General features: G+C 57.5%; 15 protein-coding genes. 9 read left to right on the top strand and 6 right to left on the bottom strand.

Translation table 11 applies throughout. The features are described from left to right. Window position 1: 1 nt before the first annotated feature. From BUC26_RS06530 to BUC26_RS06540, 3 genes are read left to right on the top strand one after another with little or no spacing between them, the layout of a single operon-like run. Complete coding sequence (locus tag BUC26_RS06530; protein WP_073374494.1) at window positions 2-253, top strand: 4Fe-4S dicluster domain-containing protein; 252 nt, start codon at window positions 2-4, stop codon at window positions 251-253. Further along, window positions 250-720 (top strand): hypothetical protein, encoded by a 471-nt coding sequence (locus BUC26_RS06535; RefSeq protein WP_073374496.1) that lies wholly within the window; start codon window positions 250-252, stop codon window positions 718-720. Before BUC26_RS06530 ends, BUC26_RS06535 begins: the two co-directional genes overlap by 4 nt. Before the next feature lie 2 nt (window positions 721-722). Beyond that, window positions 723-1,208: a hydrogenase maturation protease gene (locus tag BUC26_RS06540; protein WP_073374498.1), complete on the top strand. Its 486-nt coding sequence runs from the start codon at window positions 723-725 to the stop codon at window positions 1,206-1,208. Here BUC26_RS06540 and BUC26_RS06545 read toward each other — a convergent pair. Both BUC26_RS06545 and BUC26_RS06550 read right to left on the bottom strand, forming a co-directional pair. Then, window positions 1,190-2,476 (bottom strand): nickel-dependent lactate racemase family protein, encoded by a 1,287-nt coding sequence (locus BUC26_RS06545; RefSeq protein WP_073374500.1) that lies wholly within the window; start codon window positions 2,474-2,476, stop codon window positions 1,190-1,192. The genes BUC26_RS06540 and BUC26_RS06545 overlap by 19 nt on opposite strands. Before the next feature lie 34 nt (window positions 2,477-2,510). Continuing rightward, window positions 2,511-3,278, bottom strand: coding sequence for a FadR/GntR family transcriptional regulator (locus BUC26_RS06550; protein ID WP_073374502.1), 768 nt, complete (start codon window positions 3,276-3,278; stop codon window positions 2,511-2,513). Between the two features lie 202 nt (window positions 3,279-3,480). On the opposite strand from BUC26_RS06550, the gene hyi reads away from it, so the two are divergent. The 5 genes from hyi (at window position 3,481) to BUC26_RS06575 (ending at window position 8,470) form a co-directional block, all read left to right on the top strand. Next, window positions 3,481-4,257, top strand: a complete 777-nt coding sequence (gene hyi / locus BUC26_RS06555; protein WP_073374504.1) for a hydroxypyruvate isomerase — start codon at window positions 3,481-3,483, stop codon at window positions 4,255-4,257. Window positions 4,258-4,270: 13 nt separating this feature from the next. Further along, the gene (locus tag BUC26_RS06560; RefSeq protein ID WP_073374506.1) at window positions 4,271-5,152 is read left to right on the top strand and encodes a 2-hydroxy-3-oxopropionate reductase; all 882 of its coding nucleotides are present in this window, start codon (window positions 4,271-4,273) and stop codon (window positions 5,150-5,152) included. A 379-nt stretch (window positions 5,153-5,531) separates the two neighbouring features. Continuing rightward, window positions 5,532-5,807, top strand: a complete 276-nt coding sequence (locus BUC26_RS06565; RefSeq protein WP_073374509.1) for a hypothetical protein — start codon at window positions 5,532-5,534, stop codon at window positions 5,805-5,807. A 60-nt stretch (window positions 5,808-5,867) separates the two neighbouring features. After that, window positions 5,868-6,578 carry a GAF and ANTAR domain-containing protein gene (locus tag BUC26_RS06570; RefSeq protein ID WP_073374510.1) on the top strand — a complete coding sequence of 237 codons (711 nt, stop codon included), beginning with the start codon at window positions 5,868-5,870 and terminating at the stop codon, window positions 6,576-6,578. Between the two features lie 254 nt (window positions 6,579-6,832). Then, window positions 6,833-8,470, top strand: a complete 1,638-nt coding sequence (locus BUC26_RS06575; RefSeq protein WP_073374772.1) for a glutamate synthase-related protein — start codon at window positions 6,833-6,835, stop codon at window positions 8,468-8,470. A 92-nt stretch (window positions 8,471-8,562) separates the two neighbouring features. Here BUC26_RS06575 and BUC26_RS06580 read toward each other — a convergent pair whose 3' ends face one another. The 3 genes from BUC26_RS06580 to BUC26_RS06590 all read right to left on the bottom strand — a co-directional run bounded on the left by BUC26_RS06580 (window position 8,563) and on the right by BUC26_RS06590 (window position 12,414). After that, entirely contained in the window at window positions 8,563-9,870 is a 1,308-nt protein-coding gene (locus BUC26_RS06580) for a helix-turn-helix domain-containing protein (protein WP_084540502.1), read from the bottom strand. A 218-nt stretch (window positions 9,871-10,088) separates the two neighbouring features. Next, the gene (gene eno / locus BUC26_RS06585) at window positions 10,089-11,369 is read right to left on the bottom strand and encodes a phosphopyruvate hydratase (protein WP_073374514.1); all 1,281 of its coding nucleotides are present in this window, start codon (window positions 11,367-11,369) and stop codon (window positions 10,089-10,091) included. Further along, window positions 11,362-12,414: a phosphotransferase family protein gene (locus BUC26_RS06590; protein WP_143165934.1), complete on the bottom strand. Its 1,053-nt coding sequence runs from the start codon at window positions 12,412-12,414 to the stop codon at window positions 11,362-11,364. Before BUC26_RS06590 ends, eno begins: the two co-directional genes overlap by 8 nt. A gap of 463 nt (window positions 12,415-12,877) precedes the next feature. Between BUC26_RS06590 and BUC26_RS06595 the strand changes: the two genes are divergently transcribed. Further along, complete coding sequence (locus BUC26_RS06595) at window positions 12,878-13,501, top strand: DUF2238 domain-containing protein (protein ID WP_073374518.1); 624 nt, start codon at window positions 12,878-12,880, stop codon at window positions 13,499-13,501. Between the two features lie 44 nt (window positions 13,502-13,545). Here BUC26_RS06595 and BUC26_RS06600 read toward each other — a convergent pair whose 3' ends face one another. Continuing rightward, the gene (locus BUC26_RS06600) at window positions 13,546-14,316 is read right to left on the bottom strand and encodes a YaaA family protein (protein WP_073374520.1); all 771 of its coding nucleotides are present in this window, start codon (window positions 14,314-14,316) and stop codon (window positions 13,546-13,548) included. Between the last annotated feature and the right edge of the window lie 157 nt (window positions 14,317-14,473).

The raw sequence follows: 14,473 nt of genomic DNA on the forward strand, positions 1-14,473 counted from the left end.
CATGGTGCAGATGGAAATTCGAGAAAAAGCGTGCCGGGGCTGCAAATTCTGCATCGATGTCTGCCCGACCGACGCGTTGGCCTTTGACGAGGCTACTCAGAAAGCAGTGGTAAAAACGGTTGAAGATTGCATCGGTTGTCTCAGTTGTGCATATCTTTGCCCGTCCGGGGCGATCAGCCACAGCGGCCATCACGTGGTAAAGAATTTCTACCGCAATCTCTATTTCAGCCAGCGTATGGAGAAATTCCTATGATTGATACCATCGAATTACGACAGACCATGGAGGATCACGACAAGGCCTTTGTCGAGGTATCCTTCCTGCTCGATATGTTCGTCGACACCATCGAGACGTTTGTCGGCAAGTCGACCCCGTCGCTGGCGGTGGCCGCTGGGCGGAAAATGGCGAAGAATATGCCGATCTACCTCGATGAAGCCAACGCTTCACTGGCCTTGAGCGAGATGGTTCGGGTTTTTTCCGAGGGTTTTGATATCACCGGCAGTTTTGCCGGCAAAGAGGCGACCATTACCATCGATCACTGCCCGATAAACTCCGTCTGCAAGGAGCGTAATCTGGCACTCGACGGTCCGACCTGCCAGATGTTTCACTACTATATCGCCGGTATCATGGCCGAACTGACCGGCAGTCCGGCTCGTCCGACGACGGTCGAGGCCGGCGACCGCTGTGTGTTCAAGCTGGCGTTCAGCGGCCTGAAGGCGTGACGATGCGGACGCTGGTCGTCTGCATCGGCAACGACCTGGTCGGCGACGACGGCGTCGGGCACGAGATTTTTAGACAATTGAGCAAACGCGCACTGCCGTCCGGCGTGCGCGTTTGCTTGTTGGGCCTTGGCGGGATCGATATCATCGACCATCTCGACGGAGAGGAATTGCTGATTGTCGTCGATGCCGTGCAACTCGGCCAGCCCGCCGGAACGGTGCGAGTCCTGCCGTGGGAAGATATTCCGGCGAGCGACCTGCGCCCGGTTTCAGGCCACGGCATCGGTATCCGGGAGGCGTTGCAGGTCTGCCGCCGGCTCTATCCAGACAAAGCGGCCCAAAACGTCTATCTGGTCGGGGTCGAAGGAAGCTGCTTCAACGAACTCGGCACCGGGTTGACCGATATTGTTCGGCGGGCGGTACCGGAAGCGGTTGGGCGAGTCGTTGAATTGATCGATAGCGGACCGGTCGATCAGCCTGCTGACCGGTAGCGGGGGACCACGTACGGTCCTTCCGGAATGACGGCGATCTCGCTGTCTCCCTGCCGGTGGACACTTTCCATGATCGCCTCGCGCAGATCGGTGACCGGCTCGATACCGGTTCGGGCCAGATCCCCTTCCGAAAGCCCGGTCGTATAGAGCTGAATGGAACCGTGGCGGAGCGGTTTGATGAGCATCTCCGTCTGCCATTCGTCGATCAGGGCCACGCTGCGCCTGGCCAGCATTTTCATGAAGCCGTCTGTGCCGCGGCGGCAGAACTCCTCCTGGGCGGTGACAAATTCCCCGCTGCCCATGCCTTCCGAGCATTCGCTGGCAATGATGATCGTCCCGCCTTCCTGGAGGATGTCCAGCGGGCTGACCATACCTTTGACCGTCTGGTAGTATGTTCGATCAAGCGGATAGCCGCCGGCCGATGTGATGATGGTGCCGAACTTGCGGTCGACGTCCACCTCGGCATAGCGCCGCATGAACCTTACTGCCTCGAGGTGGCTCGTCTCGATTTCGCCGAAGGTGATCCGGCCGAGCAGCCGTTTGTCGTCGATTGCCACGTTGACGGCGTAGATTTCGCCGATTCTCCGGATGATCTCGATCTGCGCCTCATGCAGCGGGTTGCCGTCCATCACGCAGTTGACGGCTCGGGGATGTTCAAGCACGTGCGCCGTGTGGAACGATAAAATGGTGTCCTGGTAGGCGACGCCGGGAGCGACGACCTTGCGGCCGCCGGAGTAGCCGGCCATGAAGTGCGGTTCGACGAGACCGGTGACCAGGCGCAGATCGGCCTCGACGAAGCGACGGTCGATACCGATCGGGATGCCGGCTGAAGTAACACCGAAATCGACGTGAGCTTCACGGTCCCGGGCGAAGTGATTCTCGATGCGAATCGAGGAGAAAATTTCATCAGAACCGATTAACTCGCGCAGTTCCTCGCCTTCGTTGGGGCGATGCAGGCCGGTAGCCACCAGGATCAGAATCTGCTCGTGATCGATACCGGCCTTGATCAGTGTATCGATCAGCGGGGGTAAAAGGCGGCCGTTGGGGACCGGTCTGGTAATATCACAAATCAGGATACAGGCGTTTTTCCTGCCGCGGGCCAGTTCGGACAGCGGCTTGCACCCTATTGGGTCGGCAAAGGACTGGAGAATCGGGCCGTCGCCGTCCTCCACAGTCGGCATCGGATACTTGACGATCTCACGAATGCCGATCGATGGCGGCAGGTTGATAGTCAAATCGGATCGGCCGTAGAGTAAGCTGAATTCCATGGTTTTGTTCCTTGTTAAAAGAGTGCTGCCGTCGTCAGCCGTCGGTCAGGATCGCCGTGACGAGACGCTCGGAAGTGGCATGCAGGTGTGATTTGAGGGCCTGTTCGGCAGTAGCGCCGTTGCCGTGTTCAATGGCCGTGATGATCGTTTCGTGCTGTTCGAAGACCCGGTCGTAGCCCCAACTGTGCCGGGCCTTTTGTTCCATCCAGCTGCGGATCGGCTGGCGCATTTCCTTCAGGAAACGGATCAGCACACTGTTATGGCAGGCGCCGGCGACGGCCAGATGAAAAGCGAGATCCTGAGCGATCGGGGATTCACCGTTTTGAAGAGCAATGCGTAACGAGAGGTGGGCCTCTCGGATTGTTTCCAGATCTTCTGTGGTGGCGCGCGCCGCAGCCAGCCGGACGATGGTGCATTCCAACTCGAGGCGGGCCTCCACCAATTCCCGGATCTTGTCCCGGCCGATACCGAGAAGGCCGATCGACCGGCGCTGATCGCCTGCGGAAAACGGAGCAACATGGGTGCCCTGGCCGGGACGGACGGTGACCAAACCGATCAGGGACAGGGCCCCGACGGCTTCCCTGATCGAGCTTCTGCCGACTTGAAACTGCTTCATCAGCTCCGGTTCCGGGGGCAGGCGGTCTCCAGGTTGCCATACGCCTTCGGCAATCATTGACATCAGACGATCGGCCACCTGGTCGGCCAATCGCTTGCGGTGCAACGGAACAGTTGTGTCAGCCATGGTCAAGTCGTTTTTACAGGCCGAGCCGTGTGGACTCCCGGCGCCGGCGGTTGTCTCCATCCCTGTCGCCGCCGTGCCGGTTGTCGTTCGGCGGGAGTTTTCTGTTGACAGCAGACGGAAAGTGCAATAGTGATACGGTAAACATCAGATGATATGCTGATCTGATGGTTTTGCTATTGTAGGACAATCCCGGGCAATATGCAATCGTCAATCGCGGGCATGCCGATGATGCCTGCCGTACGCTATTAAAAGAGAGAACATTATGCCGAAATTCAGTGCCAATCTGTCCATGCTTTTTCAGGAAGTCGACTTCCTCGAACGCTTTGCCAAGGCGGCTGACAACGGATTTTCCGCCGTGGAGTTCATGTTCCCCTATGACTGGCCGGCCGCAGAAGTGGCAGAGCGTTTGCAGCGTCACGGTCTGCGTCAGGTATTGCACAACCTGCCGGCCGGAAACTGGGGGGCCGGCGAACGCGGTATCGCCTGTCTGCCGGGACGGGAAGGTGAGTTTCAGGACGGGGTGGGCCGGGCTATCGAGTACGCCAAGGCCTTGCAGTGTCCGCAGCTCAACTGCCTGGCCGGCTTGATGCCCACCGGCGTGGACGCCGAGAAAGTACTCGAGACGTTAACCGCCAATCTGCGTTTTGCCGCCGAGGCCTTGGCCCGCGAGGAAATCGGACTGCTCATCGAGCCGCTCAACAGCAAGGACATCCCCGGATTTCTGTTGACCACTTCGGCGGAGGGTTGCCGGGTGATAGATGCGGTCGGTCATGCAAATATCAAGTTGCAATATGACATCTACCACATGCAACGCATGGAGGGTGATCTGGTCAACACCATGACGGCGCTGATCGGGCGGATCGGCCATATCCAGCTGGCCGATAATCCCGGTCGTCATGAGCCGGGTAGTGGCGAAATCAATTACGACTATCTTTTCAGAGCAATCGACAACCTTGGTTACCAGGGCTGGATCGGTTGCGAATATATTCCGGCGGCGGGCACCGAAGCGGGGCTTGGCTGGCTGGATCCCTATCGTTAACAAGGAGGAAAAAATGAAAATAGGTTTTCTCGGAACAGGAATCATGGGTGGACCGATGGCCGGCCACCTGCTCGATGCCGGCCACCAGGTCTTTGTCGATGGCTCCCATACGGTGCCCCCGGCCTTGAAGGAAAAAGGTGCCGTCTTGCACAATTCGGCAAAAGAGGTGGCCGAGGCGGCAGAGGTGATCATTCTGATGGTGCCTGACACCCCTGACGTGGAGGCGGTTCTTTTCGGTGAAAACGGTGTGGCCGACGGTTTGAGCAGCGGCAAGATCGTCGTGGACATGAGTTCGATCTCGCCGGTGGAAACCAAAGAGTTTGCCGCCAAGATCAACAAGCAGGGCTGTGATTACCTCGATGCCCCGGTTTCCGGCGGCCAGGTCGGCGCCGAACAGGCGACATTGACGATCATGGTCGGTGGTGATCAACAGGTCTTCGACAAGGTCTTGCCCCTTTTCCAGTTGATGGGCAAGAATATCACGCTGGTCGGGGACAACGGAGCCGGCCAGACCTGCAAGGTGGCAAACCAGATCATCGTCGCCCTGACCATCGAGGCGGTCGGAGAGGCGTTACTCTTCGCCTCCAAGGCCGGGGCCGATCCGGCCAAGGTTCGCGAGGCGCTGATGGGCGGCTTTGCCTCTTCGAAGATTCTCGAAGTCCATGGCGAGCGGATGATCAAGCGAACCTTCCAGCCGGGGTTTCGGATCAATCTGCATCAGAAGGATCTCAACCTGGCTTTGGCCAATGCCCGAAAATTGCAGATCGCGCTGCCCAACACGGCCACTGCCCAGGAATTGTTCAACGCAGTAGCGGCCCAGGGTGACAGTGGGCTCGATCATTCGGCGATGGTTCTGGCCCTGGAGAAGCTGGCCGAACACAAGGTTAAAGAGTAAAAAGCAGCGTCTCGCTGTTCTCCGATCATGCAGGCCGCTGTCGCCGTGTCTGCATGATCGTTGTCCTTTGCCGGTTTTCAGCTCTGCTGTTGTTTCCTTTTCTTCTGCTCAAGGACCCCGAATAGGGACCGATCAGCCCTTCCGACCATATGGTGCCGATTTGCATTGTTCGTTGTGATGTCCCGTTATGGAAATTAGCAGAAATTTATTTCTGCCGTTAAAGTTATCTGAAGTGAATCTTTGCTTTGCAGTGCCGTCGCTTTTGGTTACAATGATACCTTGAAAAACCATGGATAAACAACGACTTTACCTGCAACCAAGGAGCCGGTTTCCTGCTGTCCGATCCGGGGGTCGGCCGGCAGGGCCGAGAGGAGACGGTATGTCGCGAGACAATGATGCAGTTCAGGTTCTGGCCATTTTGTCGGAAAATCTTGTCAATCCTCAGCCACAGCTGGTTCCCACATCGGCTATTGCCGGCCGTCTGGAATGCGGCGTCAATCAGCTTCGGCCGCTGCTGAGAACCATGGAGGGGATGGGAGTGATCCAGTCGGACCCGGATCTTCGCTATCACCTGATTACCGCCGAAGGGCTTCGCTGGCTGCGGCAGCGCCAGCCTGTCCGCATCGGCGGCGAGCCGGCGGTCGGCGCGGCATAAGCGCTCCCCTGTCGATCGGGCGTGATCGGCGACAGGCATATTGATAACCACCAAAGAGCGATGAATCAATCGAACCAGCAGACCTATGATAATTATATCAAGGCCCTGATGGACATCAGTCAGGCGATCACCTCGGATCTGTTTCTTGAGGACCTGTTCAAACTGATCGTCATGGTCACGGCCAAGGTGACCGGGGTGGAGATCTGCTCGCTCTGGCTGGTCGATGAAAATGTCAATCCGCCACTGATCCGGCTGAAAGCGACCCAGGCACTGGAGCCTGTCTATATCAAGGATCGAGCCCTGCGACTCGATGAAGGGGTGGTCGGCTACGTGGTCTCGACCCAGCGGCCCTATGTCATCGAAGATGTATTGCGCAACGAGCGGTTCAAGGAAAAGGAGATGGCCCGCACCCTCGGTCTCGTGTCGATGGTCGGGGTGCCGCTGCAGGGACGGGAAGACCGGGTAATTGGTGTGCTCAACTGTTTTACCGCCGTCCCGCATCACTTTTCAGAGACCGATATCAATATGTTGACCGCCGTTGCCGGACAGGCGGCCATTGCCATCCATAACACCGAGTTGATCATCAAAACCAGGGTGGTCGAGCGGGAGTTGCAGACCAGAAAGCAGATAGAGCGGGCCAAAGAGATCCTGATGGATCGGCGAAAGATCAGCGGCGAGGAGGCCTATCGCTGGATTCAAAAACGAAGCATGGACAGCCGCAAATCAATGCAGGATGTGGCCGAGGCCATTATCCTCTCCGACGAGTGGTAACTGATGCCGGCCAGCTTGGCGGTGGCTCGGGCGAACCGATAATCAACACTTTTTTATTGACAAGGTAATTCAGTCCAGCTAAAAAACTGGCTGACTATTGATGCTCGGTCATTCGTACAACGGCGTACGGATCGGCCGGGGAGAAGACAACGGTGTCTGATTTCCCTTTCGGGGACAGACGCCTTTTTTTATGCGGACTAACCGCCGTCGGCACTGTCCTCGGGATGAACGAATATACGAAGGAGACAGTGATGATGAGGGTCGAAAAAATCAATGATGTATTGGGTACTGCTAATCGTGGCAATCCCGCCGAATCGGGGCTATGTACGTTGTGCCGCGCCGATTGCAGCGGCAAATGCGAGACCTGGAAGGCCAGCCTGGTAGGTCGGAAACTTCTCTATCCCCGCGATTTCGGGCTGGTAACCGCCGGAGCGAACAATACCACCCATGTCGGAGTTTCTTACAACTCGCTGCGTATCCAGGGCTATGCCTACGGTTCCGCGGGCCTGGCCCAGGGATTGAGCAGTGACCCGGATGATTGCATCTTTCCCAATGTCGGCTTGACCACATCGTTTGGCAACGCGACCAAGACAAAGGTTCGCCTGCCGCTGATGACCGGCGCCCTCGGTTCCACCTTTATTGCCGCCAAGTATTGGGATTCGTTTGCAGTCGGTTGCGCACTGACCGGCATCCCGATCGTCATCGGGGAAAACGTGGTCGGTGTCGACAAGGAGTCGGAACTCAGCGGAGGAACGATCAACAAGGCGCCCGAGCTTGACCGGCGGATCGAGATCTACCAGCGCTATTATGACGGTTACGGCGCAATGATCGTCCAGCTCAACGTCGAAGACACCCGTAATGGGGTGGCCGAGTACGTTGCCGAGAAATACGGGGACCGTTGCATTATCGAGCTTAAGTGGGGTCAGGGCGCCAAGAATATCGGCGGTGAAATTCAGGTGACCAGCCTCGATTATGCGATTTTCCTGAAAGAACGCGGCTATGTGGTAGACCCGGATCCGACGCTGCCGGAAGTTCAGCAGGCCTTTGCCAAAGGTGCGATCAAGTCGTTTGCCCGGCACAGCAGGCTCGGTTCGACCAATCTCGCCTCGCTCGAGTTGGTGCGCGAGGATTTCATGAAGTCGGTGGACTACCTGCGCAGTCTCGGTTTTTCCAGGATTTCTCTGAAGACCGGATGTTACGGCATGCAGGAACTGGCCATGGCCATCCGCTTCGCTTCCGATGCCGAGCTCGATCTGTTGACCATCGACGGCGCCGGTGGCGGTACCGGCATGAGTCCCTGGAATATGATGCAAAGTTGGGGAGTTCCGTCGATCAACCTCCATGCCAAAGCGTATGAATACGCCAGTCTGCTGGCCGGTCAGGGCAAACGGGTGGTGGATCTTGCCTTTGCCGGCGGGTTTGCTCTGGAGGACGCTATCTTCAAGGGTCTGGCCCTCGGTGCGCCGTTCGTCAAGCTGGTCTGCATGGGGCGGGCCTTTATGATCCCCGGTTTCCTCGGCGCCAACATCGAAGGCGCCCTGCACCCAGAGCGGAAAAACTGGATCAGCGGCAATTGGAACAGTTTGCCGAAATCGGTCAGCGACCTCGGCTCATCGCCGGAAGAACTGTTTGCGTCTTACTACGACGTGGAGAAGAAGGTCGGGCGGGAAGAGATGCGCAATATTCCCTACGGCGCCATTGCCATGTGCACGATGGTCGATAAGCTGGCGTGCGGCCTGCAGCAATTGCTGGCCGGGGCGCGCAAGTTCTCGGTAGACCAGATCAGCCGCAACGATCTGTTTGCCGCGAATCGAGAGACTGCTCAGGAGACCGGAATCACATTCATTACCGATGCCAACAACGAAAGCGCCCGGCAGATCCTGCTGGCTTGATGAACAGGTAGCGCCGGTTTTTGCCGGCGCCGCCGCGGATCGAATGGCCAGCGAACCTCCTCGGTCCGCGGTGGCATACCTGGAAACGGTGATCAGGGAAAGATTATCCAGAGCAGTTCGGCAACGTTGTCGGTGGACGGATTGAGCCAGCGTTCGGGTGTGTCTCTGGGTAGCAGGACGGTATCACCCGGTGCCAGGGTCTCGCTCCGTCCGTTTATCTTCAACTCTAGGCAGCCGCTTACCAAGTAGCCGAACTCCTTGCCTTTGCGGGCGGAAAAATGACCGGGCAGTTTTTTGCCCGGCTGAATCCTGATCAGAATGATCTCCGCCGGCAGGTCACTATCCGGCGACAGGAGCCGCTCCGCCTCGACTACTTCCCTGGAAAAACGGGGGATCGAAATAGGTGAGCGGGTCGCTGCCGGATAGATCAGGGCGCCCCGATCGCTGCCTGTTTCCCTGAACAGTGTTGCGGGGTCCACCGACAGACTCTCCGCCAGTCGAAACAGGGCCGGCAGCGACGGATAAATAGTGTTTTTTTCGACCTGCGAAATGGTGCTCGGTGTGACGCCGATCAGGTCGGCCAGTTGTCTCTGCGACAATCCCTGTTTCAGCCTGATGTCCTTGATGCGCGCGCCAAGATCGAACGTGGCGATTGGTGGTTTCTGGCTCGCAAAAACGATACCCGTCTCTTCCGCGGAAAAGGCGTGTTGCTCGTTGAGGTGTTTACACTGGCGTTTCTCCGCCTTGATGATTTTCAGACTCGAGCTGCCGCGGCGCACCGCCAGGTCGATAACCACCTGGGCGACCTTGTTGATATTGGCCTTGAGTTTACCGGAATGGGCACCTCTCTCGATGAGCCAGTAAGCGATGGTGTCCAGCTCGTAGAGGCGCGGGCAGGTGCGAACGTAGAAATCCAGCACCGATTCCTCTCCCCAGAGAGACTGCATGCCGGTCAAGCTGTCGATGATGAAGTGGACATCGCCGGACAGGGTGGCGTGCAGGCCGTACATAGCCTCGGCAACCTGGCCGGCATCGGCCGGTTCGTTAACCTTGATCACCTGATACGGCCACATCGCGCCGTCTTTTTCGTAGAATTTATTAAAGACGTCGCTTCGGTCGCCTTTGCCGTTGGTAAAGCAGTCGAGAATCGTCAGTTTCTGGCTCTCGGCCAGCGGGCCGAGATACGACACGAGATTTTTCGGCGAGCGATCGAAGGTAACATAGATCAGCGGCTTTCCAGCCTGCAGCGTCTCGTTGATGAAGCACAGGCAAAATGTAGAGGAAAAACTGCCGGCCTCTTCGTACCACAGGACATTGTCGCCGATAAACAGGTTGCCGAGCAACCGGTCTAGTTCGGCAATACCGGAAGAGACGCGCCGTTTCTCCATCGTTGTTGCCATCGTTCTCACTGGTGGAAAGCCTGAAAAATTGTTATTTCGCTCAATCTCATCGTTGCGCGATCAAATTTTATCCTCGGAATATCATGTCTATGCCTGCGGCAAAATTTTCTTGCGCGCCTCGATCTTGAACGAAATCCCGAATTTTTCAAGCTCCCCTGATGATTCAGAGCTTAGCCATTTTTCGCTGCTTTGGCCGGTCGAGAGAGCGCTACCGCACCTCAGACCAGCGGCCAATCAACTATCGGCAGCGGCCGCTGCGCCTCGATTTCGAGTAGGCGGTTGTACTTGGCGAGGCGTTCGGACTGGGTAATCGAACCGTTCTTGAACTGGTCCGCCGCCCATCCTACTGCCAGATCAGCAGCCCAGTTGTCCTCGGTCTCGCCGCTGCGCACGCTGATTGTTACCTGCCAGCCGGCCGCTTTGGCCAGCGATCGAGCTGCTGCCGCTTCGGACAGCGTACCGATCTGATTCACTTTGAGCAGCAGGCCATTGCAGGCCCTGCTGTCGATGGCCCGGCGGATTCGTTCCGGATTGGTGCAGAGCAAGTCGTCGCCGAGGATCAGTATCTTCTCGCCCAGTGCCTGCTGCAACAGCGGCCAATGTTGCCAGTCATCCTCGGCCAGACCGTCTTCGAGACTGACGATCGGATATCGTCGGCACCAGTCGCTGAGATGGTCGATCATTTCTAACGGGGACAGCCGGCGGTCGTCGAGCAGATACCGGCCGTCGCGGTAAAAGTGGGAAGCGGCGATATCGAGGGCGAGATGGACATCGCGGCCGGGCTGCCAGCCGGCGCTCTCGATAGCTGCGACGGCGGCCTGCAACATTGCTTCGGAATCTTCAAAAGGCGGCGCCAGGCCACCTTCGTCGGCGGTCAGCAGCCGCATGCCGTAGCGGGCAAAGGTCCGGTCGGCTGCGGCGTGATATATGTCATTCATCATCACCAGGGATTCATCGATGGATCGGGCCGCTGACGGGACGATCAGTACGTCCTGGATGGCCACCTGTTTACCTGCGTGCCGGCCGCCGCTGAAAAGATTGATGGTCAGGCGCGGAAAACGGGTTGGTTGATACGCTTGTTCCCGGATCAGATAGGAAAAATATTCGTGGAGCGGGCGTTTTTGCTGGGCCGCAATGGCCCGGGCGAAGGCGATGGAGACGGACAGCAGCGCGTTGGCTCCGAGTCGCTGCTTGTTGGGCGAGCCGTCGAGAGCAATCAGGGCCTGGTCGAGTTCCTGCTGGCTGGCGAAGGCGGTGGTTCTGAGAGCCTCGTGCAACGTCGTATTGACGTTGGCGACCGCCTGTCGGCAGCCCTTACCGCGATAGCGCGCCGGGTCGCCGTCACGCAGCTCGCAGGCTTCGGCGGCGCCGGTTGAGCGCCCGGATGGGATCGAGGCGGAGGCGCGGGTGCCGTCGGCCAGCGTGCAGGTGGTTTTGATGGTCGGCCAGCCGCGGCTGTCGAGAATTTCCAGGGCTGTCAGGGAAGTAATGCTATTCATAGTCGCTCAATCGTGACGTGAATTGTTGGATCAGTGCCGTCATGGTGGCGGGTGGCTTATCGATCAGCTGCTGGACAGCCATTCGCTGCGCGGCCTTCTGTGAAGAGGATAGATACTCCAGAATCGATTTTCCGGCAACCCGGGCGAGCAGGCAGCCGAGCGTATGGTTGATGCTCCATCGCTCCAGATCCACCGCCCAGGGGCGGCCGGCCACCTGGTGGCAATAAGACTGCCAATAGGTATCGGCCAAAGCGGCGAACTGGTGGCGCAGCGAAACGCGTGCATGGGCCTTGCTCAGAAAGTGGGCCATCGAGAAACCGACATCGAAGGCGGGGTCGCCAAAATGGATGACCTCGTGATCGAGCAGGATCAGCCGATCCCGGTGGATGAGGATGTTCTTCGGGCTGTAGTCGCCGTGTACCAAGGTCAAACGCCGCTTACGTGTGCCGTCGATCAGTCTGAACAGAAAGGGGGCGGCTGCGGGCAAATGGTGGCCGGCATAGATGTAGTAGGGATCGATGCGCAGGTTTTCAAAAAAAGTGGTGTCGGCGAATTCCAGAGACAACTCCTCCCGATAGGCGAAAGCGTTGTCGTGCAGCCGGGCGAGTAATGTGCCGAATTCGGCGGCATGGTGCGGCGCGGGCAGGCCGGTCAACAGGAGCTCTTTGTAATTCTGGTGCGGTTCGGGGACTGCCGACATGATAAGCAGACGTTGCTCGTGGCTTTCGAAGACGAACGAGGGAACGGCCGTTGTCCCGATCAGTCGGGCCAGCCACCTGAGGCCTGCCGCTTCGATGTGGATCCGTTTGGGATCCGAAAACCAGTCGGCTTGAACGCGGAGTTTCTCCAGGGCCTGTTTGGCAACCCAGCCGCTGCCGTCGGCCCAGGAAATCTTGACGGTTCGATTTGATACACCGCCGTGCAGGGTGGTGCAGAGCGGCTGCGACCGTTCTCCCAGCAATCCTGATTGAACAAGAAAATCTAGAAGTTGAGCATGATTCTCGATATCGATCATCGCGGTCGAGGAAGCGATATACGTATGCACCTGTTGAGAATGGACAGTGCCGCAATGAAGCCTCGCGCACCGTAATGGGTTGCCGTCGCCTGGTTCAAGCAATTGTACTGTTCCACTCTAACTGATCGTTTGGCTTTGATAAAGCGATAGTTGCGCGGGTTTGCCAGGCACCCGCCGGGGGGATTGTGAGGTTTCGGGTTAATTATCTGATTCGGAAAGAAAAAGATTGTTTCGCAAGCACCCTTTGTTATGATTGTGACGCGGTGGCCCTGATTTTCACTGATACAGGGGGCTTGAAAAATTCGGCATTTCGTTCAAGATCGAGGCGTGCATGAAAATTTTACCGCAGGCATATAATTGATATTCAGAGGATAAAATTTGATTGTGCAATGATGAAATTGGGTAGAATGGCAATTTTTCAAGGTTCCCTACAGTATTGATCTGGCGGCGCCAGACGGGGGTGAAATGGGTCGTTATGCAAGGAGCTCGGCTGATGAAAGGTTTTGCTGGATATCTTCCCCACCTGTTGTTGAGCGGCTATCTCATCCTTTTTGTCGCGCTTGCCGTCGATCCACCCAGCGGGCGGGAGGTGTGGCTGGCCGAGAACCTGCCAATCGTCTGTATCGTCGGTTTTCTGATACTCTGTCATCGATGGTGGTTTAGATTCTCTAATCTGAGCTATCTGCTGATGTCGATACTCGTCGTGATGCATACCATCGGTGGCTACTATACCTTTGCCGCGGTACCCTTTGACTGGTTCACCGATTTTTTTGGTTTTGAAAGAAATCACTACGATCGGATCGCCCATTTTTCCGTCGGTTTTTATGCTTTTCCGATCGCCGAGTTCCTCAGCAGGAAACAGTTGTCCACGGCCCGTCCCGTCACCTACCTGTTTGCGCTGTTCGCCATTATGGCGGTGGCGGGAACGTATGAAATCTTGGAATGGCAATTCGCCATTCTCGGTAATCCGGAGGCGGGCATCGAAGTCCTCGGTTCTCAGGGCGATGTTTGGGATGCCCAGAAAGATATCCTGGCCGATACCTTGGGTGCTGTCGCCGCCCTGTTTGTCTTTCATTTGCTTCGCGGTCGGCGTCCCGTCGCCGCAGGGGCGGCATAACGGTCGACCGTTATGCCGCCCGGCGGTAAGGAATGGGGAGTCTCTCAGGGGGAATCGGTAATGAAGACCAGTTCGTCTGCGCTCGATTCCTCACTGGCTAATCGGTAACCGGCTCGATCAAAAGCGGCGAGGTCGCTCGTCCGGTCGATCCGGTTGACGATCAGCCAGTCGACAAAGCTTCCGCGCGCACGTTTGGCGTGGATCGCAACGGTCCTAACGGTGTTGTTTTGCCGTTGTTTGAATGAAATGGTGAGCATTCGCGCCGCCAGGCGCTTGGTGTCAACGACCCGTGCGTACTCCCGTGAAGCACAGTTGACGATGACCTGTTCGCGGTGATCGGCGACCGTTCTGTTGAGTTTGTCGGTTACCGCTTCCTGCCAGAATTCATAGAGCTGCGCCGCCTGACCGACGGCGAGCTTCGTTCCCATTTCGAGTCGATACGGCTGCATCAGGTCGAGCGGGCGGAGGAGCCCGTAGAGGCCCGACAGGATGCGGAGATGGCCGTCGGCAAAGAGCAGATCTTCTTTGGTATACTGGATCAGTTCCATCATCGAAAAGACATCCCCGCTGAAACTTGCCAGGGCGTGACCGGCCGAATCCGCGGTGTGCGGCAGAGAAATCCGGCGATGCCTCTCGTCGGTCGTGGCAGCCAACTGTTCGCTGATACCCATGAGCTTTTGCAGTCCCTGCCGGTCGAGGTGAAGAAGGGTGTTCAGGAGGACAGCCGTCTTGTCGAGCAGTGCCGGCTGCCGATGGGAAAGACCGGGGAGAAGCCGGCACTGTAGCGTCTTTGATGAAGAGAGGATGGTCAGCATCGCCTTGTTTTCTCCCAGAACACCGGTCGCAACAATCGGCCCAGGCTATACCGACCAGCCCGGTGAAGTGATTTTAATATACCCCCCATGACAAGACATCACAACGAACGATGAACATCGGTATCGTGGTCGGATGGCCTGATTCTCCGCCCCGCCG

This window comes from Desulfofustis glycolicus DSM 9705 (assembly GCF_900130015.1).
Taxonomy (GTDB): domain Bacteria; phylum Desulfobacterota; class Desulfobulbia; order Desulfobulbales; family Desulfocapsaceae; genus Desulfofustis; species Desulfofustis glycolicus.

Excerpts from the sequence above, each read along its gene's own strand:
- BUC26_RS06530 (WP_073374494.1), top strand. The coding sequence starts at position 2 with ATGGTGCAGATGGAAATTCGAGAAAAAGCGTGCCGGGGCTGCAAATTC.
- BUC26_RS06535 (WP_073374496.1), top strand. The coding sequence starts at position 250 with ATGATTGATACCATCGAATTACGACAGACCATGGAGGATCACGACAAG.
- BUC26_RS06540 (WP_073374498.1), top strand. The coding sequence starts at position 723 with ATGCGGACGCTGGTCGTCTGCATCGGCAACGACCTGGTCGGCGACGAC.
- BUC26_RS06545 (WP_073374500.1), bottom strand. The coding sequence starts at position 2,476 with ATGGAATTCAGCTTACTCTACGGCCGATCCGATTTGACTATCAACCTG.
- BUC26_RS06550 (WP_073374502.1), bottom strand. The coding sequence starts at position 3,278 with ATGGAGACAACCGCCGGCGCCGGGAGTCCACACGGCTCGGCCTGTAAA.
- hyi (WP_073374504.1), top strand. The coding sequence starts at position 3,481 with ATGCCGAAATTCAGTGCCAATCTGTCCATGCTTTTTCAGGAAGTCGAC.
- BUC26_RS06560 (WP_073374506.1), top strand. The coding sequence starts at position 4,271 with ATGAAAATAGGTTTTCTCGGAACAGGAATCATGGGTGGACCGATGGCC.
- BUC26_RS06565 (WP_073374509.1), top strand. The coding sequence starts at position 5,532 with ATGTCGCGAGACAATGATGCAGTTCAGGTTCTGGCCATTTTGTCGGAA.
- BUC26_RS06570 (WP_073374510.1), top strand. The coding sequence starts at position 5,868 with ATGAATCAATCGAACCAGCAGACCTATGATAATTATATCAAGGCCCTG.
- BUC26_RS06575 (WP_073374772.1), top strand. The coding sequence starts at position 6,833 with ATGAGGGTCGAAAAAATCAATGATGTATTGGGTACTGCTAATCGTGGC.
- BUC26_RS06580 (WP_084540502.1), bottom strand. The coding sequence starts at position 9,870 with ATGGCAACAACGATGGAGAAACGGCGCGTCTCTTCCGGTATTGCCGAA.
- eno (WP_073374514.1), bottom strand. The coding sequence starts at position 11,369 with ATGAATAGCATTACTTCCCTGACAGCCCTGGAAATTCTCGACAGCCGC.
- BUC26_RS06595 (WP_073374518.1), top strand. The coding sequence starts at position 12,878 with ATGAAAGGTTTTGCTGGATATCTTCCCCACCTGTTGTTGAGCGGCTAT.
- BUC26_RS06600 (WP_073374520.1), bottom strand. The coding sequence starts at position 14,316 with ATGCTGACCATCCTCTCTTCATCAAAGACGCTACAGTGCCGGCTTCTC.